The 22,818-nt window shown below is 45.0% G+C and carries 18 protein-coding genes; 17 read left to right on the top strand and 1 reads right to left on the bottom strand.

All coding sequences use genetic code 11. The annotated features are described in order from the left end of the window. The first annotated feature begins 336 nt into the window (after positions 1–336). The 7 genes from GC096_RS28095 to GC096_RS28065 all read left to right on the top strand — a co-directional run bounded on the left by GC096_RS28095 (position 337) and on the right by GC096_RS28065 (position 9,012). Positions 337–1,269, top strand: a complete 933-nt coding sequence (locus GC096_RS28095) for an ABC transporter permease (protein ID WP_216626286.1) — start codon at positions 337–339, stop codon at positions 1,267–1,269. Positions 1,270–1,283: 14 nt separating this feature from the next. After that, complete coding sequence (locus GC096_RS28090; RefSeq protein ID WP_171634831.1) at positions 1,284–2,180, top strand: carbohydrate ABC transporter permease; 897 nt, start codon at positions 1,284–1,286, stop codon at positions 2,178–2,180. Between the two features lie 101 nt (positions 2,181–2,281). Further along, positions 2,282–3,937, top strand: coding sequence for a type 2 periplasmic-binding domain-containing protein (locus GC096_RS28085; RefSeq protein ID WP_376769527.1), 1,656 nt, complete (start codon positions 2,282–2,284; stop codon positions 3,935–3,937). A 75-nt stretch (positions 3,938–4,012) separates the two neighbouring features. After that, a complete protein-coding gene (locus GC096_RS28080) occupies positions 4,013–5,164 on the top strand; it encodes an SGNH/GDSL hydrolase family protein (RefSeq protein WP_171634830.1) in 1,152 nt (383 codons plus the stop codon). 345 nt (positions 5,165–5,509) lie between these two features. Then, the gene (locus GC096_RS28075; protein ID WP_171634828.1) at positions 5,510–6,787 is read left to right on the top strand and encodes an MFS transporter; all 1,278 of its coding nucleotides are present in this window, start codon (positions 5,510–5,512) and stop codon (positions 6,785–6,787) included. A 161-nt stretch (positions 6,788–6,948) separates the two neighbouring features. Continuing rightward, positions 6,949–8,175: an MFS transporter gene (locus GC096_RS28070; protein WP_171634827.1), complete on the top strand. Its 1,227-nt coding sequence runs from the start codon at positions 6,949–6,951 to the stop codon at positions 8,173–8,175. A gap of 36 nt (positions 8,176–8,211) precedes the next feature. Then, entirely contained in the window at positions 8,212–9,012 is an 801-nt protein-coding gene (locus tag GC096_RS28065) for a serine/threonine protein kinase (protein WP_171634826.1), read from the top strand. A gap of 281 nt (positions 9,013–9,293) precedes the next feature. On the opposite strand, the gene GC096_RS28060 is transcribed toward GC096_RS28065, so the two are convergent. Further along, the gene (locus GC096_RS28060) at positions 9,294–10,157 is read right to left on the bottom strand and encodes an EcsC family protein (protein ID WP_171634825.1); all 864 of its coding nucleotides are present in this window, start codon (positions 10,155–10,157) and stop codon (positions 9,294–9,296) included. Positions 10,158–10,351: 194 nt separating this feature from the next. Here GC096_RS28060 and GC096_RS28055 point away from each other — a divergent pair, with 194 nt between their 5' ends. The 10 genes from GC096_RS28055 (at position 10,352) to GC096_RS28010 (ending at position 22,788) form a co-directional block, all read left to right on the top strand. After that, positions 10,352–11,632 carry an ABC transporter substrate-binding protein gene (locus GC096_RS28055; RefSeq protein ID WP_171634824.1) on the top strand — a complete coding sequence of 427 codons (1,281 nt, stop codon included), beginning with the start codon at positions 10,352–10,354 and terminating at the stop codon, positions 11,630–11,632. 19 nt (positions 11,633–11,651) lie between these two features. After that, positions 11,652–12,611 carry a carbohydrate ABC transporter permease gene (locus tag GC096_RS28050; protein WP_246303010.1) on the top strand — a complete coding sequence of 320 codons (960 nt, stop codon included), beginning with the start codon at positions 11,652–11,654 and terminating at the stop codon, positions 12,609–12,611. Next, positions 12,608–13,453, top strand: a complete 846-nt coding sequence (locus tag GC096_RS28045) for a carbohydrate ABC transporter permease (RefSeq protein ID WP_246303007.1) — start codon at positions 12,608–12,610, stop codon at positions 13,451–13,453. Before GC096_RS28050 ends, GC096_RS28045 begins: the two co-directional genes overlap by 4 nt. A gap of 84 nt (positions 13,454–13,537) precedes the next feature. Next, on the top strand, positions 13,538–14,362 hold the full coding sequence (locus tag GC096_RS28040; RefSeq protein WP_171634823.1) for a response regulator transcription factor: 825 nt from the start codon (positions 13,538–13,540) through the stop codon (positions 14,360–14,362). Next, entirely contained in the window at positions 14,359–16,065 is a 1,707-nt protein-coding gene (locus tag GC096_RS39390) for a cache domain-containing sensor histidine kinase (RefSeq protein WP_171634822.1), read from the top strand. Before GC096_RS28040 ends, GC096_RS39390 begins: the two co-directional genes overlap by 4 nt. A gap of 155 nt (positions 16,066–16,220) precedes the next feature. After that, positions 16,221–17,495, top strand: a complete 1,275-nt coding sequence (locus GC096_RS28030; RefSeq protein WP_171634820.1) for a response regulator — start codon at positions 16,221–16,223, stop codon at positions 17,493–17,495. 20 nt (positions 17,496–17,515) lie between these two features. Continuing rightward, the gene (locus GC096_RS28025; protein ID WP_171634819.1) at positions 17,516–19,246 is read left to right on the top strand and encodes a sensor histidine kinase; all 1,731 of its coding nucleotides are present in this window, start codon (positions 17,516–17,518) and stop codon (positions 19,244–19,246) included. A 90-nt stretch (positions 19,247–19,336) separates the two neighbouring features. Continuing rightward, the gene (locus GC096_RS28020) at positions 19,337–20,239 is read left to right on the top strand and encodes an ABC transporter permease subunit (protein WP_171634817.1); all 903 of its coding nucleotides are present in this window, start codon (positions 19,337–19,339) and stop codon (positions 20,237–20,239) included. Between the two features lie 12 nt (positions 20,240–20,251). Then, positions 20,252–21,178: a carbohydrate ABC transporter permease gene (locus GC096_RS28015; protein ID WP_171634815.1), complete on the top strand. Its 927-nt coding sequence runs from the start codon at positions 20,252–20,254 to the stop codon at positions 21,176–21,178. A gap of 89 nt (positions 21,179–21,267) precedes the next feature. Next, entirely contained in the window at positions 21,268–22,788 is a 1,521-nt protein-coding gene (locus tag GC096_RS28010; RefSeq protein WP_171634814.1) for an ABC transporter substrate-binding protein, read from the top strand. Positions 22,789–22,818 lie beyond the last annotated feature (30 nt).

Here is a 22,818-nt window from a genome sequence, read left to right as displayed (position 1 = left end):
ATATCGGACTAAAGCCACTTTCCCGAAAACCCCAAGATATTAACTTGTGTCTATGCCCCGGTTCCCACGCCCCACGCCCATGCATCGAGTCAGTGTCCATGTCCATGCCATTGCCCCGCACCCCCACACAGCTCCTCCACCAAAGCGAAGTTGGATGATCCAATGACAGATGTACCCTCCATTTACCGCCAATTGTACGTGAAATAACGCAAGTGTACCTATCTATTACAGGCAATAATCCCCTAGAATAAGGCTCAAGAGAGCGCAATCATTTGTGAGACAGAAGATCTAGGGGGTTTTGTTTTGGATAAAGGACTAGTCACCAATCAGAGTTCGCTGGTCAAAAGCAGTCGACTTGGCATCGTGGAGGCAGCGACCAGAAGCTTCAAGAAGCACTGGCAGTTGTATCTGCTCATCATTCCACCCGCGTTGTATTTCCTTATATTCAAGTATTACCCGATATTGAACGCGGTGCTTGCCTTTAAGGACTACAATGTCACGAAAGGGATCTGGGGAAGCCCATGGGTAGGGTTTAAGAACTTTCAATTGTTTTTTGAAAATCCGTTGTTCTGGACATTAGTGAAGAACACGATTTTTATCAGTGGATACCTGCTAATTGTTGGTTTCCCGATTCCTATCTTGTTGGCGCTCGCGATCAATGAAGTGCGCAATCAGCGCTTCAAGAAGCTGGTCCAACTCGTTTCCTTTGCACCTTATTTCATTTCTACCGTTGTAATGGTGTCTATTATTATGCTTTTTCTGGCGCCTCGCCTCGGTTTTGTGAACGTGGTGATGAATCATTTCGGGATGGATTCGATTAATTTTCTAGGAGAACCCGGCATGTTTCGTTCGATCTATGTGTGGTCGGACATTTGGCAGACGGCGGGCTATTATTCGGTCATTTTCTTGGCTGCTTTAGCCGGCGTGGATCCTTCCCTCTATGAGGCGGCCAAAGTTGACGGTGCTTCACGGATACAAAAAATTATCCATGTAGATTTACCTGGCATTTTGCCTACCATTGTCGTCGTCCTTATCTTGAATGTAGGTAATGTGATGGCGATTGGCTTTGAGAAAGTCTATTTATTGCAAAATCCACTGAATACGGTCAATTCCGAAATTATCGCGACCTATGTGTACAAAGTGGGACTGCTGAATGCGAATTACAGCTTCGCCACAGCTGTCGGGTTATTTAATTCAGTGATTAATTTAATCCTGCTCATTGTTGTGAATAGATTGGCTAGGAAATTTTCGAATCATAGTATTTGGTAAAAAGGAGTGCAGCTATGTCTACGATCAAAGCAAAGGTAAAAGATTCGCTAGGAGATAAAATTTTCTTGATTGCCGTCTACGTACTTCTGAGCCTCTTACTCATTGTTGTGTTATATCCACTTATCTATGTGATCAGCAGTTCGTTCAGCAGTCCAGCAGCTGTCACCTCCGGCAGAGTGTGGCTGTGGCCCGTTGAGTTGTCACTCAAAGGGTACAATACGTTAATTCACAACCAGAAGGTGACCATTGGCTATGCGAATTCCCTATTTTACACCAGCGTAGGAACCATCATCAGTGTCGTGCTTACCATTATGATTGCATACCCGCTTTCCCGTAAAACCTTCTTTGGCAAAAATGTGCTCATGATGTTAATCACATTTACGCTGCTGTTCAGCGGTGGATTAATTCCGACGTACTTGGTCGTTAAGCAGATGGGACTGATTGATACGAGATGGGCGCTGCTCATTCCGAACGCTATTTGGGTATGGCAGGTGATCATCACGAGATCCTTCTTTCAATCTGCGATTCCAGATGAACTGTTTGATGCAAGTGAGATTGATGGCTGCAGTGATTTCCGATTTCTGAGAAGTGTCGTCGTGCCGTTATCGAAACCGATCATCGCCGTTCTTATCCTCATTTATGCTGTCGGCCAATGGAACGCGTACTTCGATGCTTTGATCTATCTCAAATCCGCTAGTTTGTTCCCACTGCAGTTGATTTTGCGCAGTATTATCATTCTCAACAACAGTTCGAACGCAACAGATGCCTTGAAGCAAGTCGAAAGACAGCAGTTGGCGGAAGCGCTGAAATATTCTCTCATTGTCGTCACAACACTACCGGTGTTGATTATTTATCCGTTCGTCCAGCGGTTTTTCGTGCAAGGTATGTTAGTGGGTTCTGTAAAAGGTTAAGACCGTGAATTCCATTGAGAGGGGTGATTATTTCAGGTAATGCTGGTAGTCCGTCTAAGATCAGGGTTATACTAAATGCATGAAAAAAGGGAGCGATACATGTGAAAAAGGGTCTTGTAAGCGCACTAATGGTCATCATGATGTCTAGTTTGTTTCTTGCCGCATGCTCGAAGGATGATACATCGTCGGTGTCTCCGGCAGCAACAGGAGGTTCAGCAAGTGGTCCTGTCGCGATCAGCATGTTTGCTCAACAAGATACGGCGATTGACTTGAAAACGAACAAATTCACGAAATTCATGGAAGACAAATTCAATGCGAAGTTTAATTTTGAAATTATCCCGTTTGATGGTGCCAAAGAGAAGAGACAGATTTCACTGGCAAGCGGTGATTATCCGGATTCCTATATGTTGACGGCCTGGATCGACCAGTTTTCGCAAGCGGATATTCTTAAATATGGGAAGCAAGGCATTCTAGTTCCCTTAAATGATTTAATTGATCAGTATGCTCCGAATATCAAAGCTGCTATGGCTAAGGACGCAACACTGAAGAGCTTTAGTACGGCGCCAGACGGCAAAATTTATGGATTAGGTTCCTATACGCAATGCTTCCACTGTTCGTATCCGAATAAAATGTGGATCAATACCAAATGGTTATCCAAAATGAATCTCGAGATGCCGAAAACGACAGAGGATTTCAAGAAAGTACTTCAAGCCTTCAAGAAGGGTGATCCCAACGGTAATGGCAAAGCAGACGAAGTTCCGTTAAGCGGATCGACCGAAGATTTTGGCGTGCATATCATTCCTTTTCTCATGAATGGTTTCATTTATGATGATGACCGCAATTACCTGACGATGACGAGTGGCAAAGTCGATACAGCTGCGAACAAGCCAGAGTGGAAAGAAGGCCTCGCGTACATTAAATCTTTGTATGACGAAGGGTTAATCGATCCAGGAGCATTTACGCAAAATGCCGAAGCGTTCAAGAAAATTGGTGAGAACGCAGGGACGCAAATTCTTGGTGTAGGCGCTGGCATGCATCCCGCTATATTCGTAAACATTGATAAAGGAAACAAAAACTCGGCCGATTATAATCCAGTACCTCCGCTTACAGGACCACACGGTTCCCTAGCGACGCATGATGGTGGCGGACTGACGCCAGGGGCGAAATTCGTCATTACGAATAAAGCTACGAAAGAAGAGCAGATTACACTCATCAAAATGGTTGACTACATGTTTACATTTGAAGGTCAAACGAATGCGGCGTCAGGCATGGAAGGGATCGACTGGAGAAAGCCGAAAGATGGCGAGGTTGCTCTGGGTAAAGGCGTGAAACCACTCATGGCATCTATTCCAGCAGTCGAAGGAGAAGCACCTCATAATGCAGGCTGGAGCGGAATGGGCCACTTCTACCAACCAAGTGAATATAGAGATAGCATCGTTCAAGGAACAGATGTGTATGATTCAGCGAACTACGAACGTAGATTGTACAATGCAACACTCTTGTACCAAGGTCACGAGCCGAAGGAGATTTACCCTGCCTGGGCTGTATGGGTTGATCCTGCACAAACCGATGAAGCAAGTATTCTCCAAACGAATCTCAAAAATTATATCGATCAAAACGCCTTGCAATTTATTACGGGGAATAAGGATTTGACGAAGGATTGGGACGCTTATGTGAAAGGACTGGATAATTTGAAAGTAGGACGTTATCTGGAAATTTTACAAAAAGCATATGACACTTCTTCCTATAAAAAATAAGACATCTAAGGGTCAAGTGCTTTATGTGCAAACATAGAGCACTTGATTTTTTTGCGAGCAAAGGAGACGCGTACTATGACTTATACTTGGACTGACCATCCCGTGAATCATCGTGGAAGGCTGCCGCACTTGAAGGAGAAATTGCTTCGCAATGAGCCGATTGTTGTCGCTTTTATTGGCGGTTCTATTACCGAAGGTGCAGGAGCATCGGATGCCACGACAACGAGTTGGCGAGCCTTAACGGAGAGCTATTTGAAGCAACAAATTTCGTCTGAAAAGGTGACGTGTATCAATGCTGGTGTAGGGGGAACGACATCTACATTTGGGGCTCACCGATTGCATTCGCACGTTTTATCTCAAGGTGAGATCGATTTACTATTCGTTGAGTTCAGTGTGAACGATGGTGCCAATCGCGACGAGTCGATTCGAGGCATGGAAGGGATCGTACGCCAATGCAGACGGCACTCGCCACGTACGGATATCTGTTTGATCTACACGGCAGCGGATAAAAATTTGACCGATCACACGCCATTCAACATAGCTGTACATGAAGAAGTTGCTGCTTATTATGCGATCCCTTCTGTTAATTTTGCCGCGAGGGTATACACGCTGATACAGTCGAATCAAGTGATCTGGGATGCGCTCGCTTCGGATCGGGTACATCCCAATGATGCGGGGCATGCGCTGTATGCTGCCTTCGTGCGGGAGTATCTGGACGAGGTGTTAGTCGAGAGGAAGGATTCGGACGGCGATAAGGATCCGAACAGGATCAACGGACAGGAGATTGTATCGCTCCCTCCTCCGCTTAATCCGAATAATTACGAATATGCTGCTATGATGGAGGCGGATTTCGCTGATCGTTTGGATGGCTTTGAATGGCGGCGGTTGTCGTCAGAACCGCTTATGAACTGGCGATATGACACACGCCATTTGTACACAGATACCCGTGACGCGTCTCTTTCTTTCACTGTGCATGGGCAGCGTGCTGGGGTGTTACTGCTATGCGGGCCTGACACGGGGAATTTCGAGTACGCCATAGACAACGAGCCGTTTCATTCCATGTCTTTGTTTGATGATTGGTGTTTGAGGGCATATCGACCGATTATAGCGATGTTTCCTATTCATGCAGAACGGCAAAGCAGACGCATTACAATTCGTCATACAGGGAAGAAAGATGAACGCAGCACGGGCACGAGTCTTCGGATTTTGAAATTGTTTAGTAATTAGAGGAGGGCATTGATTCAGGGAACCGCGCTGGTTTCTGGACAAATAGATGGATTTTATGCATGTAAAAGAATAGAAATTTCGTAAATTCATCAAGTAGATGGATTTTCTCCAGTTAATTTCAGGGATTATCGCTGAATTCAAAGAAATGGGAATAATTAACTGTATATTCTCCATCTATTCCTCTAAATCAGCAATTTTCGAAGGAAATAGATGGAGTTATTCCAGTTAAACTGCATAAGCGACATCTCCAACTCGGCCACGCCACACTCGAACTAAGAATTAACCATCTGTAAAATAAAATTTGAACTTGGATGCCCTCGCCATGTAAGATAGAGCCATGACAACATGAAGAAAGGTGCATCTATGTGGACGTATACCATAAATTTAGTTCGTGATTTATCGCCTAACGTGAAGCGGTTCATTGCGACGGAAAGCTTGTTTGGCATCGGAGTCGGGATCTCTAGCCTTATCCTTAACTTACATTTATTAGACCTCGGTTTCACCAAAGGCGACATCGGCAAGATTACATCACTCGGGGCGTTGACCATTGGCTTGGCCAGCTTGCCCGCTGGGTTCATCGTGAAGCTTATCGGACGCAAAACGATGCTCGTCATCGGAATGCTCTTGGCATTCCTTGCACTCGTGCTCTTTGGTATCGGGACCAGTATTGTCGCGGTAACCGTCGCGCAGCTTGTGTATTCGCTTGGTATTACAGCGATTTTGAACTCTGAAATTCAATTGATTTTCCAATATTGCCGCACGAAAAAAGAGGAAACAAGTGCCTATTCGCTCTTGTTCGCGATATTTACGTTATTTACCGGACTCGGTACGTGGCTCGGTGGTTATCTGCCCGAATGGATGCCCGGACATACAACGATGTACCAATATGCCTTCTTCGTGGCTGGCGGATGCTTAGGCCTCTCGGGCATATTGCGGGGACTGCTGCTGCCGTCTAGTCATGCCAAGACACAAGTCAATGTCACCGCAGCAGATGGGAAGAATGGCATCGAAGCAGGGAAGCCCTCGGAGCGGCCAAAGAGAAGGCATGCGCTGTATTTCCTGTTGCTGCTCTCTCTGCTAATTTTCAGCTCTGGCTTTACGTTCGGGATGCTGAGTCCGTTCTTGAATGTCATCTTGAAATTCCGATTCCAGATGGAGGATGGGAATATCTCCGGCGTGTTGGCGTTGTCTGGATTTTTCTTCTTTATCGGCTCAATCGTCATGCCTTACATCGTAGAGCGATGGGGGAGCCGCAGGACGTTCGTGTTCCTGTTTCTTTACAACATCGTTGTCGTGGCGCTGATGGCGCTCGTCATGCCAACCGCCGTATTCGCTATTCTGCTGCTTATTCGCGGAACGGGCTTCACGATGCTGAACAACTTGATGGACAGCGAATGCATGTCGGCTGTAGCGGAGGAAGATCGCAACCTCTTCGCAGGCATGCGGACCGTCTCCCGCAGCATCGGAAATACGATCGCTTCCTACTGGGCGGGCTACATTTTGGCGGGCAATCATTATTCGCTGCCTTTCTTGCTTACCGCGGTGGCTTTACTAGCTGGGTTTGCCATGTATGCTTGGTTCGTCCAGGGGAAGCTTGATCGGAGACTGCAAAGCCAGACATGATAGGTTAAATATAAGGAGCTCAACCATAAATGGTGAGCTCTTTGGTATGTCCGCAAAGGCCAGCTTTGCGGTCATTTTTTTGAGAGAAACGAACAGGAAAAACCTGCTATCATGAAGCTAATAGCGAACTTAGAATGAGAAGTATGAGGGGAAGTAAAGCCATGCTGGCAAACAGAGTGTTTCTAAAACTAGGCTTACAGATGAGCCCGGCAACTAAGCATAACTTGTATAGTGATTTTGGTGCAGCCTGTTTATTCAGTCTCTTTAATGTGGTCTTTAATCAGTTTTACATCGCACTTGCCATTAGACAAGGGGCTACGAATCTGGAAGTCGGGATTTTGGCAGCTGCTCCGGCGATTGGACTGCTGTTCTCGCCGATTTGGGCAGGGAGAATCGAACAATCGAATCCCAAACCTTTTGTCATCATCCCGAATCTAATTGGTAGGTCGCTATTGTTGCTTCCGGCATTTTATGGTGCTCCCAGCGTCTATGTAGTGACGGCCATCATTTTTTACTTTTTAATGGGCATACAAGCACCGGCTTATCCTGCGCTAATTACACGTATGTATCAGCCTGAATTGCGCGGCCGGCTAATGGGCTACGTTCGAGTTGCCATGGGAGCTATTATGATTCCACTTGCTTACTTAGTCGGTTCGTGGACAGATAAATCAGGACCGAGTGGACCGCTGATCACTGCGGCTATTACAGGCGTTATATCGATTCTTTTCCTAGCCCGCGTTAAGGAGATTGCTTTACCAACGACAGTATCGGCTCGCAAATCCTCTTTTAAGGAACAACTCAAGCTTGTGAGAAATCACCGGGAGCTGGTTGTATTTTTTGCAGCAACGACATTGACGGGCTTTGGTAACATATTGGCGAGTCCCCTATATCAGATCATCCAAGTCAGAGAGTTGCAGTTGAACAACATTGAAATTGCGCTTGCGCGTATTTCCTATTATGTGTGTTTATTGGTGGCATACTTCGTTGTTGGTTGGGTAATTGATAGATTCTCAGCGAAGCAAACGTTGGTCTATGGATTAGCAGCGTTCGCGATTGTTCCTTTACTTTATGGGATTTTCGGGAATTATCCTGCTGTGATTATTGGCAGCGGAATCCAGGGAATAGGCGATGCCATCTGGGATATTGGAATTCTTGCCTATATTTTTCGTGTTGTTCCTGGAAGAGAGGCAGTCGTTTTCGGCCTGCACTTAATGCTGTTTGGTATTCGCGGCTCTATCGCGCCATTAATAAGCACCGGTCTATCCGATTACTTGCCGATTTCAGGGTTGTTAATTGCGGCTGCCATTTGCGGGTGCATAGGAACCATTGTTTTTTTGCTGCAAAAAGATAACAAAGAATTGACGGAATCGCTGCCCCGTAACGGATGATTCAATAAAGCAAAGGATGAAGGAGGGCCGCTAATCGTGATTCCCTATTGGAAACGGGTTTATGAAGCATGGATCGACTATCCGCGAAGAAGAGGCGAGGTCATTCGTGGCCAATATCAGATTGAACTCTTCCTAGGGATGGGGAGTTATGGGTTAACTTATTTGTGTTTGGACAAGAACACGGGTCAGGAAGTCGCCGTGAAACAAGCTAAGCCGAGTAAGGGGCAGCTGGGGCAAGACCTTTTGCACCGTGAGATGGCGATCATGCGTCAGTTGGAACATCCGTCTATTCCAAAATACTACGCGTCTTTCGAAGAGTCGAAACGATTGTATATGGTAACCGAATTTATCAAAGGTCGGACGGTTGAAGATCTTATTTTTGAACGGGGAGCTCAATTTACAGAACAGGATGCTTTAATCCTCATACGCCGATTGCTGGATATCGTTCGCTTTATACATGAGCGGGGTATTGTGCATTTGGATATTCGCATACCCAATGTCATCTTAGACGGGGACCGGATGAGCTTGATTGATTTCGGTTTAGCTGCTCGTTTAGGGGAGCCGGCTAGGTTAACGATCGATGCCGATGAAGAGCTCATTCGGAGAAGGACCGTAGACATCACTTCAGATTTGTACGCCATTGGCCACTTCTTATTGTTCATGTTGTATTCGACTTATGAGCCCAAGGAAGAGCAGGAGGAGGCAGCTAGAGGATGGGAAGAGGAATTGCCGATTTCTACGCATACGAAGCTCATCATCAGGAAATTACTGCAAATCGACTCGCCATACGTGAGCGCGCAAGCTTGCATCGAGGAATTGGACACGGTATTAGCTTAAAAAGAAAAAGCCACTTTCGCGGCTTCGGATTAGCTGGAGCTTCCACCTCTATTTTTGTAATAACGTTGTCCTTGTCGATGATGTCCGTAACCTCTACGATCACTAGAAGAATGACGTCGCGTAACATGAACTCGATAATTGGAGCTGCTATGTCGATAGTGACGGCCTCGCTTAGAATGGAGAAGAGATCCTAATAGTTTACGTAGTAAATATTTGATCACTTTACATGCCTCTTTTCGCGGTTTACTCCTTATTACGGCAAGATGTTGGGATGGTTTCAGCTAACCATCGACTTGGGCTTGTAAGCGTTCGAGAACACGCCGCTTGCGATACAGCATTTTCGCGGCTTCGCCTACATCCTTCAGCGTCCCGCGGTTGATCCAAGCACCAAAGAGAATTCCAGCAATCGGAATGAGCTGAAACAGCTTCTTCCACCCCCAATTATCGCGGTACGTAGCGAATACCTCGCGCCAGCCCTGAAGCTGAGAGATCATCTGCACACTCTCCTTATCCACAGAGGCATAGTTCGCCAGCTCATCGAGAATGGCCTTTTTGCCCACAATGTCGGAGGATGAGAATTGCAGTACCTTGATCGTGAAGATCCGTTCCTGCTTATCTTTGGGATCATAGCCATAGCAGATGGCGATTTCTTGAATGGTTTTCAAGGACAATCCAAGGATGGCTGGAATATCGATTGCGAGTGTGAGGATCCCGCCGATACCCGTTGTTGCGCCTTGCAAGGTAGCGATTTTCGAACGACTTTGGACAATTTCATCAGCGGTCACATCCAAAATCTGAAGAGGAAATGTAGTACCTACCTTTTCGATCGTAAGCCCCTCAGAAAGCTCATCTCGCTTACCTCTATTCCGCTTAAACACTTCTTCAACATGCCGCAGTGTCCCCTTTTCAGAGATCAAATACCGTCCGCCTGCTTGCAAATAATTGCCGAGCTCGTCCAAGGCTTCCCCTATTTTTTTATTCAAAAACTTCGGCGTTAAGCGGTCCAGCACTTGGAAGGGCAACCGTCCAAGCTTTTCCCAGAACCAAAGATCTTTCTGTTCCGCTTCCCAGGCTTCTATTTCATGAAGGGCTTTCTGCAGCTCAATTGTAGTTTCTGGATGGTGATTGCGTTCAAGATCATTCATGCTATGCACAACTCCTTTCTACATCGTATACGTAACTTATTGATTTAGGATGCAGCGGCCCTCAAAAAAGTAAAGTTATTTTCTCATAGCATTCCAAAAAATCTTAGATATTGTGCACGCCCACCTTCCGATATACTGAGTATCAGAACCGGTTCGAACAATCATTAATCAGCATATAACGGGAGGGTCATCCGATGAAAAAAATATCGACGATGCTTGTATCTGTAGGTTTGGCAGCTTCCATGGCGCTCACAGGTTGTGCAAGCCAAAATGCAAGCGATACCAATGCGTCCGCAACACCAGTCGCCAAGCAAGAGAAAGTGAAAGTGAGAATGGCTTACTGGAACAAAGAGGATAGCGTGAAGTCGCTGTTAGATTTGATTAAGCAAAAGCTTCCGAATATTGAACTCGAGTACCAATTTATCGATAATAAGCAGTTTGATAACATCGTAGCTACCCAGTTAGCTGCTCAATCAGGTCCAGACATCATTTCGGTAAGTCCACCGACCAGTGCCAAGTATGCAAAATTGGGTTATTTGGCAGATTTGAACTCGCTCGCGGATCGTTACAATGAAGCAGGGAAAAATGTCTATACAACAGACGGTAAACTGTATGCACTGCCTGGGATTAGCTGGTTTGAGGGGATTTTCTATAACAAAGAGATATTTGACAAATACGGCTTGAAACCGCCAACAACGTTCGATGAGGAATTGAAATTGCACGAGTCATTGAAAAAGAATGGCGTGAAGCCGCAAGCCATGGGGGCCAAGTCCTGGGAGCCGATGATGAAGTCTTCGATGGGCCTTGTCATGAACGACTTCTTGTCTAAACCAGAGAACAAAACCTTCGATGTGCAATACGGTTTAGGTCAGAAAACGCTCGAGGGCAGCTGGAACAGTGCACTAGAGAAATGGACAGAGCTAATCAAGCAAGGCTACATCACACAGGATATGCTGGGTGTCGACTATGATCAAGCGCTGGATGAATTCGCGACAGGCAAGGCTGCAATGTGGGAGTCTGGACCATGGGCGATGGAAGCTATTAAGAAAAAGAATCCGAATATCAAAGTTGATATGTTCCCGTTCTATGGCTCCACGCCAGGAGCAGGCTGGTTAATTGGAGGCCCAGGTGTAGGCTTTGCTGCTAACAGTAAGTCGAAGAACGCGGATGCTGTGAAGCAGGTACTGGATTTGATCTCCACACCGGAGGGACAGAAGGCTTTCTGGAATGATAACAAGGGCGGCAGCAGCTACTTGAAGGGTGTCGAATTTGAGATGCCTAGCGAATACGAGAGTGTAAAAGCGACCTTCAAAGCGGGCAACGTATACGCGCCGTGGAACAATTGGGGTGACAACGCACAGTCCATTATTGAGGATTATGGGAAACACTTCCAAGAGCTGCTTGGTGGGAAAAGTGATGTCAGCCAAACACTTAAAGCGACAGATAAGAAGACTGCTGAGTTAATGAAGAAATAAATAACAAGGTAATTTCATATTGAAACCTACGGCGGTCCTTTGGCAACACCAAGTGGCTGCCGTACGTTTTCTAGAGGGGTGGATGGCTGTGCGACTGAAACTGCTGCGAAGAGAATTGAACTATGGCATGCTGATCCTGCCTGCGCTTGTGTTCTATCTCGTGTTCGCCGTGTATCCGTTTCTATCGATGTTCTATTATAGTGTGACGGATTACTCAATTTCCAAAATGACTAACTTGAGCTTCGTAGGTTTCAAAAATTACGAGAGTATTTTCAATAATGATTTGCTGCTCGCAGGTTTTAAAAACTCACTCATTTATGCCCTATTAATGACGGTATTTCAAACGGCTTTTGGCCTTGTACTGGCTGTTTTTCTAGATCGTAAGCTGCTCACGCGTAATGTGTTGCGATCCGTATTTTTCCTTCCTGCGGTTTTCAGCCCGCTGATTATTGGATTTCTATGGAATTATTTGATGTCGACGTCAGATTTCGGCCTAATCAACAATGGTTTGACTGCACTTGGTTTAGCAAAAATTAATTTCCTCGGCGATGCCGATCTAGCGCTCTATTCGGTTGTTGTCACGCAGTTGTGGCAGTGGACGGGGTGGGCCATGGTTATTTTTCTGGCCAATCTGCAAAGTATTCCGAAGGATTTGTATGAAGCTGCTGATATCGACGGTGCCTCATCGTGGAAGCAGTTCTGGAAGGTGACACTGCCACTTATGCAGCCATCCGTTAATGTCGTAGCCGTTACAGCTATGATTGGTGGACTTAAAGTGTTCGATATCATTCTTGCCCTCACTGACGGGGGCCCGGGCAATGCGACGCAGACGATTATGACGGCTTATATCAAGACGTCTTTCAATGAAGGTTTTTATAGTAAGGGGGCTGCATCAGGTGTTGTATTCTTCGTTGTTGTTATGTTGATCACGACAGTCATGATGCGCGTACTTGGGAAATGGGGGAAACAAATTCAATGAACATGAAACTATCCTCCCGCGAGCGGGTCGTTAACGGCTCTTTCGAAGTGCTGTTGATTGTCATTGCGGCTTTATTCTTCATCCCCGTGTATTATCTGATCGTTACGACCTTCAAAACACCGGATGAAGCAACGTTCAGTCCGTTGTCTTTGCCTACTCATTTTAACGTAGATAATTATATCTTAGCTTGGAAAACGATGAGATTCCCGCGCGTCTTTCTCAATACGCTCATTGTGACGGGGGTATCCGTCGTTGGAATTATTTTGCTTTCTTCCATGGCGGCGTACGCGTTAGCAAGGAGAGCGCATGCGTTGAACAAGTTTATTTTCTACTTATTTCTAGCAGGTATGATGGTTCCGTTTCAAATGGGACTGGTTAGTCTATATAAGCTAATTAACAGCCTAGGGCTGATGGATAACCTCTTGGCCGTCATTGTGGTGAACATTGGGAACGGCTGTGTCATTGCGATATTTTTGTTTCACAGCTTTATCAGCACTTCTGTGCCGCTGGAGTTAGAGGAAGCTGCTTTTATCGATGGGTGCTCGGTGCAGGCGACGTTTTGGCGTATTGCTTTTCCACTGCTAACGCCGGTGATTGCGACTGTCGCGATTGTTACAACGTTGAATGTGTGGAACGATTTTATGAATCCGCTGCTGTTCCTGCAGTCGCGTGAAAACAACGTTATTTTGCTGGAAGTGTTTCGGAATATCGGGCAGTTTTCGGTGGATTGGACTAGCTTGTTCCCGATGCTGCTTCTAGGTGTAGCACCACTCCTAGTGTTCTATCTGCTGATGCAGAAGTACATGATTAAAGGCGTGGCGGCCGGGGCGTTGAAGGGATAGGAAGGAAGATTGCGAACGGTTTGACGTTTGCCTTATGTACGCTGTTGATCCTGTTTGATAAAATGGAAGCAGGGGGGATTTCACATGTTCCGCATACTAATCGCAGATGATGACAAGATTGAGCGGGAAGGGATCAAGTTCCTGATGGCTAAGTACGCTTTCCCATTTGACATACTGGAGGCGAAACACGGCAGGGCTGCTTTGGAGTTACTCCAAGCACACGACATGGACGTGCTGCTCACGGATATCAAAATGCCCTTCATGGACGGGCTGCAACTGGCTCGAGAAGCTAGGGCGCTGAAGCCTCAGCTCAAAATTCTGATTCTGAGTGGACATGGGGAATTCGACTATGCGAAAACAGCGATCTCCCTGCAGGTGTCGAACTATTTGCTCAAGCCTATTGAGCCGGAAGAATTTCGTTCGGTCATAGCTGCTGTCATTCAGCAGTTGCAAGAGGAAGAGTCGGCTAAGCGGCAACAGGAGGATTGGCAGCAGGTTTATGAAGCAGGACTCGTGTACCAGCAAGAGAAACGGCTGCGCAACCTGATTCAAGACCATGCGGATGATCCGGATGCAGATTCCCGCAAACGAGCAATCGAAGATGTACTGCGCATTATTGAGAAGGAATACGAGAAAGATCTGAGCTTGGATTATTTGTCCAAAAGCGTTCATTTATCCGCCAGCTATCTCAGCCATACGTTCAAAAAAGCGACTGGCGTCAGTGTCGTTAAATATATTACACAGTACCGGATGGAGAAGGCGAAATATCTGCTTGATCAAAGCAATTATAAGATTAACGATGTGTATAAAATGGTCGGGTTCTCGGATATGTCTTATTTCGGCCTGACATTCAAACAGAGCTTCGGCATCACACCTAAGCAATATAGGGAAAAGGTGCGTCTGCCGTGAAACATCTTCTCGCCTATTTTCGCAACAGCACGGTCAGGAAGAAACTCATTATTACGTACCTCGTCGTGATTATTATCCCGATTCTCGCTTTGGGGATCTATGCGTATCAATCGTCCAAAGGGTACCTGAAAAAACAGCTCATGATTGGTATGAACCACACGGTTAGTCAGACGGCTCTTAACTTAGATCAGAAGATGGAGAAGTCAGGGAATTTCATTTCTTTCATGGTGTTTAATCCTATTGTGAAAAAGGTAACAGGCTCCGAGCTACCGGATATTCTCAGTTATACCAAAGAGCTTAACGACAACATCGAGCCGACGATTTGGTATTACATCAACATTAATCGGGAGATGAAAGACGTTCTCTTTTACTCGGATTATACGGGCAAACAGATCGGCAACTTCATCTATCCCAGCGAGGCTGTCCGAAATACTGCGTGGTATGAAGAGGCGAGGAAAGTAAGTAAGACGCAGTGGTACTATGATCAGCAGCAACAGGTGCTTTTCGCTACGCATAACATTCAGAAAAGTGATAATACCACATTTGCTGGTGTTTTGTACGTGAAGATCGATTACGATAAAATGTTCGAGAAGCTCGACCAAGTCTACGATGGTGAGTACGGTATCCTGATTACGGACAGTAAGCAGCAAGTGATTTATGCGGGGGAGGCAGCTTCCTCCTTAAGCGAAAAAGCGCTAGGAGACATTGCAGCTCAAGCTGAAGGGCAGTTCCGTATGCAGGGCAAAGAATATTTGATGACGCGCAGCTCGCTGATGAATTCGGGTTGGACCTTCACGTATTTTATGCCGACGACGAGCATGATTGTGGATACGAAGGATATTTTGAAAGCGACGGCTTCCATTATTCTGATTTGTATGTTGGTTCTGTTATGTATCATTTGGTTGTTCTCGCGAACCTTGGTGCGGCCGATTCATGCCTTGAAAAAGAAGATCAGCATCGTGGAGAATGGTAACTTTGATGTGCCGATAGTCGCTAATGCGACAGACGAAATTGGGCAATTGACGCAGAGCTTTGCCGACATGGTGAAGAAAGTTCAAGATTCGATTCAGGAAGCAGTCCAAGCACGCATGCTGGAAAAAGAAGCAGAACTGAAGGCGCTCCAGGCACAGATTTCGCCGCATTTCTTGTATAATACCTTGTCCATTATTAACTGGAAGGCCGTACAACGGGATGCGATGGACATCAGCGTAGTCGCCAATGCGTTGTCTAAATTTTATCGGACGAGCTTGAACAAAGGCAATCACCTCATACGCATTCGGGATGAAATCGGCAATATCCAAGCATATCTGGCGATACAGCTCATCATGCATGACGATGAATTCGAAGTCATCTATGAGATCGACGAATCAGCCTATGATTGTGAGACGGTTAATTTCATTTTGCAGCCGATTGTCGAGAATGCGATCATTCACGGACTGGATGAGAAGGAAGAGGGAAGCAAGCTTCTTCGCATTGGTGTTGAATTTGTGGGGGATGAGATCCATTTTACTGTGCAAGATAACGGCAAAGGCATGGAAGCTGCGGTGCAGGATCGTTTGCTCCATGCGGAAGGCGGCGGGTATGGGCTGCGCAATGTGCAAGAGCGAATTCGGCTATATTTTGGCGGGGATTATGGCCTTACCATAGCAAGCGAAAAGGGTGTGGGAACGACCGTAACGGTTGTCATTCCGACGCTGAGATAGCAGGATCATAATGAGGTGCAGCAGAGCGGGGGAATGAGCCGATCTGCTGTTTTTTTTTGCGCGTTCATTCACCAGCGGAGCCTGTCATGCTATACTCATGTTTATTTCAGTCTAATTAAACATAATCATTATTTACATAAAGGGGGACTTTCACAGTGAGCCGTATCTTGCTTGTTGACGATGAAATCTATGCCATTGAGGGACTTAAGTATAACTTAGCATGGCAATCCTTGGGGTTTACAGAGGTTTTTGAAGCCTATAATATCGACATGGCCCAAAAAATCATAACCGAACATCCAATTGATATCATGATTTGCGACATAGAGATGCCAAATGGCAATGGGCTGCAATTGATGGAGTGGGTCAAATCGGTCTATCCTTCCATGGTTGTCGTGTTTCTTACTTGTCATTCGGAATTTGATTATGCGAAAAAGGCGCTTCAATTAGGCGTATTTGATTATATCGTTAAGCCAGTCAATTTCTCAGAATTGGAAGAAATTATTGTGAAAGCATTGGAAATCCGCAGAAAAGAGTTGGGGTTTGAAGAGATCAAAGAGACGTATGAAAAGTTCTATCCGCTGTGGGAGGTCAAAAAACCGCTGTTAATTGAACGGATTTGGCAAGACTATTTGGATGAGCGTATCTCCAATGATCCGATAAAGATGGCAGGTGAGTTGCAAGAAGTCGGGTTGACTACCTCTGACAACTTTATGATCCTGCCAATCCTGATTAGTGTAGAAAAGTGGCAGCGAGAATTCAGTTCCAGAGATGAGGAAGTCCTTGAGTATGCGATTCGAAACGCAGCAGCGGAACTGGTCGTCGGGCAGGATAATGGACTTGCTTTGCAGGATCATTCCGGCATCAATGTGATCTTCATCTACTCGGATGGAAGCGAGCCGATCTCCTTGGAGGACTGGCGTCTGAGATGTGAAACCTTTATTCGAGCATGCAATGAGCATTTTTATTGCCATATATCTTGTTACATCGGACATTGGGCGCCTATTCAGGACTTATACCGTGTTTATCAAGATTTGATTGCTATGGAAAGTAACAATGTCAGCCTGTCCAAGCAGGCCTTTATGTACCAGAGGCAATTTGGACGCAAAAGCGAAAAAACGATGATTGAAATGGTGAAGACCTATATCAAAGAGCACTTGACCGCGGAAATAACCCGCGAAGATGTAGCGGCGTCTGTTCATTTAAACCCAGCGTATTTGTCTCGTTTTTTTAAGAAAGAAACAGGAGAAACACTCACCGATTTCATAACATTCGAACGGCTGAAGATGGCTAAGGAATTGTTAACTGGGACAGATGCTACCATCAGTCAAATTGCCGTTTCTTTGGGCTATACGCATTTTTCTCACTTTTCGAAAATGTTTAAACGCGCCCATGGGATGACGCCGCATGAATTTAGGAAATTGAACAATTAACATACTGGGGTGAGAGGCGAATGAATTACAGGAACAGGAATTCTCTCTTTTTCAAATTTGTAAGCGTTATTATCTGGGTCTCACTTCCTTTGTTTTTATTGTTGTTTTTCAGTAACAGTTATGCGATGAATTTGGTTCGTGATCAAGTTGCCCAAACGAATTCGAGCCTATTAAGCGGGCAAATGAGTCATATTGACAATAAGTTATCGGAAATTAATACCTATATGTTCAGGCTGGCCTTCCAAGATCCAGCGGTCATTTCCTTGGAACGGCAGCCTCGCGGGAGTGATGAATATTTAATGACCCGAATCGCTGCGGCCATTACGATGGAGAAGGATATTAACTACTATAGCGAGTTAGGTGCCTTATTCATTTATTCGACCAAAACGCAAGATCTTGTCATGACAAGATCTACCGGATCGCAGATTCCGCAGAATAAAGGTACAGAGGATTTCATGTATGACTGGATGCGCAGTGAGGGACAATTCATGCAGCAGGGGGATGGATGGAGAACCGTGAAGGTTGCGGGCATTCCTTGTTTGATTCATGTCGTCAAGTCAGGGGCGAGTCTATATGTGGGGAGTGTTATCCCCATTCAAAGCTTAGCTGCTCCATCCAATAAGGTTCAATTGGTCGCGGATGAGCAAATTATTTTCTTCTCTGACCAGGCGGAACCGTTAACGGCAACGACGATTTCTCCGATATTTTTGAACCAACTTACAGGCAAGATTCTCCAAACGGATAAATCGTTCCACACGGTAGAAATCCCCGATAAGTATTTATTAGTTACGAATCACTCACAAGTCTCTAATATGATCATGACGGTTCTCTTACCAGAGAAAAATGTGTATAAACAGCTTTCTTTGCTGCAAAAGTTAATCTACTTCTTGCCCTTTGTCATCGGCTGCTTTCTCATCATCAATTTAGTTCTACTTAAAAAAATCGTCGTGAACCCAATCATTCGTGTTATTCGCGCAATGAGACGCATTCAAGAGGGGGATCTGCAATACAGGATGCCGCCCAGTCATTCCAAGGAGCTGGACTTGCTGTCGGAGACCTTCAACACCATGTCCGCTGAAATTTCATCTTTGAAAATCAACGTCTATGAAGAGCATATTAAAACGCAACAGGCTGAAATTAAGCACCTGCAATTGCAAATCAATCCGCACTTTTTATTGAATTCTTTAAACATTGCCTATAACCTGATTGCCACTAAGAAATCCGAATTGGCTCAGAAGATGATCGTTCATCTCATGAATTACTTCCGTTCCATGATGCGAAGCCCACAAAAATTGGTGACGATCACAGAGGAAATGAAGCACATTGGCCACTATTTGCAAATTCATAAGATGCGTTTTCCCCTGCATTTTGATTTCTCTATCGAATGCAATGGACATGTCGGCGACCTGCTTATTCCTTCTTTGATTTTTCAGCCTTTTGTTGAAAATGCCATTATCCATGGCATGGTGATGCAAGATGAGGGTTTTCATTTGAAAATAATATGTTATGAAGAGCATTCCGATAATAGCAATGGCCTATGGATCCATATTGAAGATAATGGAAATGGGTTTTCTGAGCAATCGTTGCAAAGGTTCGTCACAAGCGGTCAGGCATCAGGGGATGCCGGGAATTTGGGCATTCAAAATGTGAAACAAAGACTGCAAGCCTATTATGCCAATGAGGCCCGTCTTCTTATTGGAAATGGACTGGAAAAAGGAGCTGTCGTTCGTCTTTTTATTCCCAAGAAGTAACTTGAGTGATAGGTTCGGTATCTTGAGCGCTATCTGAAAAAAGCTGCTCCCTCTACAATAAAGAAGAGAAATAGAGTGGAGGGTAGCGGAATGGCAAAGAAATATAGCAGTCTGATTCTGATGACACTGCCAGGTGTATTGTACTTATTTATTAATAATTACTTGCCTATGCTGGGCACATTCATTGCGTTTAAGAACATTAATTACACCAAAGGAATTTTCCATAGCGACTGGGTGGGCTTTAAGAATTTTGAATTTCTATTCAAATCGCATGATGCCTTCATCATTACCCGGAATACGCTGCTCTACAATGGGACGTTTATTATCGTTAATAATTTAGTCATAGCGCTCCTTGTAGCCTTACTGTTGAATGAAATCAAAAATCGTTTTGCCCGCAATCTGTACCAAAGTATCATGCTGCTGCCCTTTTTAATTTCATTTAGTATCGTTGGCTATATTGTTCTTGCATTTTTTAGTATTGAGCACGGTTTTATCAATAAAGTCATTTTTCCGTTCTTGCATATACAACCGATTGAATGGTATTTGGAGTCCAAATACTGGCCTTACATCCTTGTCATGGTGAACACTTGGAAATATGTCGGTTATTCAAGTTTAATCTATTTTGCCGCTATGATTGGTATTAACCAAGAATATTATGAGGCTGCCCGCATGGATGGCGCGAATCGCTGGCTGCAGATGACGAAGATCACACTCCCGCTAATCCGTCCAGTTGTGATCGTTGTGGTGCTGATCCTGATTGGCCGCATCTTTTATGCAGATTTTGGTATGTTCTTCCAGGTTCCTCTCAATACAGGTATTTTGTTCTCGACTACCAATGTCATTGATACCTATGTCTACCGAGCCTTATTGGTAACAGGAGATATCGGCATGTCTTCGGCTGCAGGTTTATACCAATCGACAGTGGGATTCGTGCTTGTCATCATTGCCAATATGTTGGTCAGAAGATGGGATAAAGAGAGCGCTTTATTTTAGAGGAGGATACGTATGGAAGTCAATATTGTCAATCAAAAGCGGTTTCGAACGCATCGGGAAGGGTCCCCTTGGTCGAGTGGTTTATTGCATGGTTTCTTCTTAGTGATGTGTGTATTTTGTTTATTTCCAATAGTTCTGGTGCTAATTGCTTCTTTTACGGATGAGAGTATCTTGCGTACAGGCGGCTACACGTATTTCCCGAAAATATGGAGCACAGCCGCTTATCGCTATTTATTTATAGACATTCATCAATTATTTCGAGCTTACGGCGTTACCATTATCATTACGATCGCGGGAACTTTAACCAGCTTATTTATTTCAAGCTTAGTTGCTTACCCAATGTCCCGTCAGGACTTTCCGTATCGAAAGATACTATCCTTTTATGTGTTTTTTACGATTTTATTAAACGGCGGTTTAGTTCCTTGGTATCTGGTGTATACCCAAATCATCGATTTACGCGATACGATGTGGGCACTCATCATCCCAGGACTGCTTATGAATGGATTTAATGTGCTGATCATGAGGACCTTCTTCTCTAATTCTGTTCCTATTTCGGTGATTGAGTCGGCTCGTATAGATGGCGCTGGAGAATGGCGAATCTTCTTTCAACTGGTTCTCCCACTCTCGGTATCAGTACTGGCAACGATCGGCATGTTCACTACGCTGGCTTATTGGAATGATTGGTTTAACGGGTTGATATTTATTAGCGATTCCAAGTATTTCAGTGTGCAATACTTACTGACAAAAGCTTTGCTGAATATTCAGTTCCTGTCTTCTCATACGGAGAATGCGAATTCTGCCAAATTAATATCCGAAATGCCCCAAAATTCTATCATCATGGCAATGGCGGTTATTGGTATAGGACCTATTCTTATTTGCTATCCCTTTTTTCAGAAGTATTTGGTGAAAGGTCTCACTGTAGGCTCGGTTAAAGGCTAGCACTAGATTTAATGGAGGAGGTGATTCAGCTAAGTACGTAGGAAAGGGTTAGTTGCATGACAACAATATTCAGGGGAGACTTGATCACAATGAAAAAGGTATTCGTAATGACGACGGTTATTCTCACATTAAGTGCCGTACTCGCAGGCTGCAGTTCTTCGGCTACGAAGGAGAATACACCACAAAGCACATCCGAAAGTACGAAGGGTAATGCTTCTTCTTCGAAACTGGATCCGTATAAGTTGACGATCGTTTACGCAACAGGCGCAGTTCCCAAGGATCTTAAGGCCGTGCAAGACAAAATGAATGCGTATTTAACTGACAAGATTAACGCTACAGTTGAACTTAAGCCGATCGAGTGGGGAACTTGGATCGAGAAAACCAATCTGATGATTGCTACGAGTGAACCAATGGACGTGATGATGACGGCTGGCGGCCTTGGTTATTCTCAGAACGTTGCTAAAGGAGCATTTATACCTCTAGATGAGCTTATTGCCAAATACGGCGGAGATGTAACGAAATCCTTGCAGCCGCAGTTCTTGGATGGAACAAGGATAGGCGGGAAAATCTACGGACTTCCTACGAATAAAGAATTTGCCAGTGTAGATGGTGTTTTGTTCAATAAGGCGTTAGTCGATAAATATAAATTTGATATCAGCAAGGTGAACAAGCTCGAAGATTTGGAGCCTATGCTACAAACGATTAAAGACAATGAACCTGACATCGTTCCTTTCTTCGGACAAGAGGGGCGTCAGATGAGCAACTTTGCCATCAGTTCTTCGTCGTTCGATAATCTTGGCGATTATTTGGGTGCTTTGGACCGTTCCAGCAAGGAGTTAAAAGTAGTCGATATCTTTGAGTCGAAAGTATTCATGGATTATGCGAAGCTGGCGCGTAAATGGTATCAGGCGAAATATATGAATCTGGATGCGGCCACGGTCAAAGACTTTGGCGCCATGCAAGCAGGAAAGGCATTCGCGATGTATTCGGAGCTGAAGCCTGGGAAAGACGCTGAAATGTCCTCAGCCTGGGGAGTTAAGGTCGTTCAGAAAGAAATGGTAAACACCCCGATTACGTTGAACACGACCGGGATTATGACGGCCATTCCCAAGACTTCGAAAGATCCTAACCGGGCTATGATGTTCTTGAACATGCTCTATGGCGATAAAACGCTGCTTAATCTGTTTGATTTCGGTGTGGAAGGAACTCATTATGTGAAAAAGGATGAAACTACGATTGATTTCCCTGCAGGTGTTGATGCGGCATCCGTCGGTTATAAGAACGAGCCTTGGATGTGGGGAAATCAGATGTTAACGTATTTATTCCCAAATGAAGACCCGAAGAAATGGGAGAAATTCAAAACATTCAACGAAACAGCTGACAAATCACCTGCACTTGGTTTTGCTTGGAATTCCGAATCTTTAACTCAGGAAGTGGCTGCTAGCAACAGCGTGCTCAAGCAGTACCAACAAGCCATTATGTCTGGCTCCGTGGACCCGGATGTCTATATTCCCAAAATGGTGGCTGCACTGAAAAGCGCAGGCATTGACAAAATTATTGCCGAGAAACAAAAACAATTAAATGAATGGAGCACGACTACTAAAAAGTAACGACTTGTTTATGGGGGGCCTATCCGATAG

Origin of the sequence: Paenibacillus plantarum, assembly GCF_013141695.1 — a bacterium.
In the GTDB taxonomy this organism is placed as follows: Bacteria; Bacillota; Bacilli; order Paenibacillales; family NBRC-103111; genus Paenibacillus_E; species Paenibacillus_E plantarum.
This window is presented reverse-complemented; position numbering and strand designations above follow the sequence as displayed.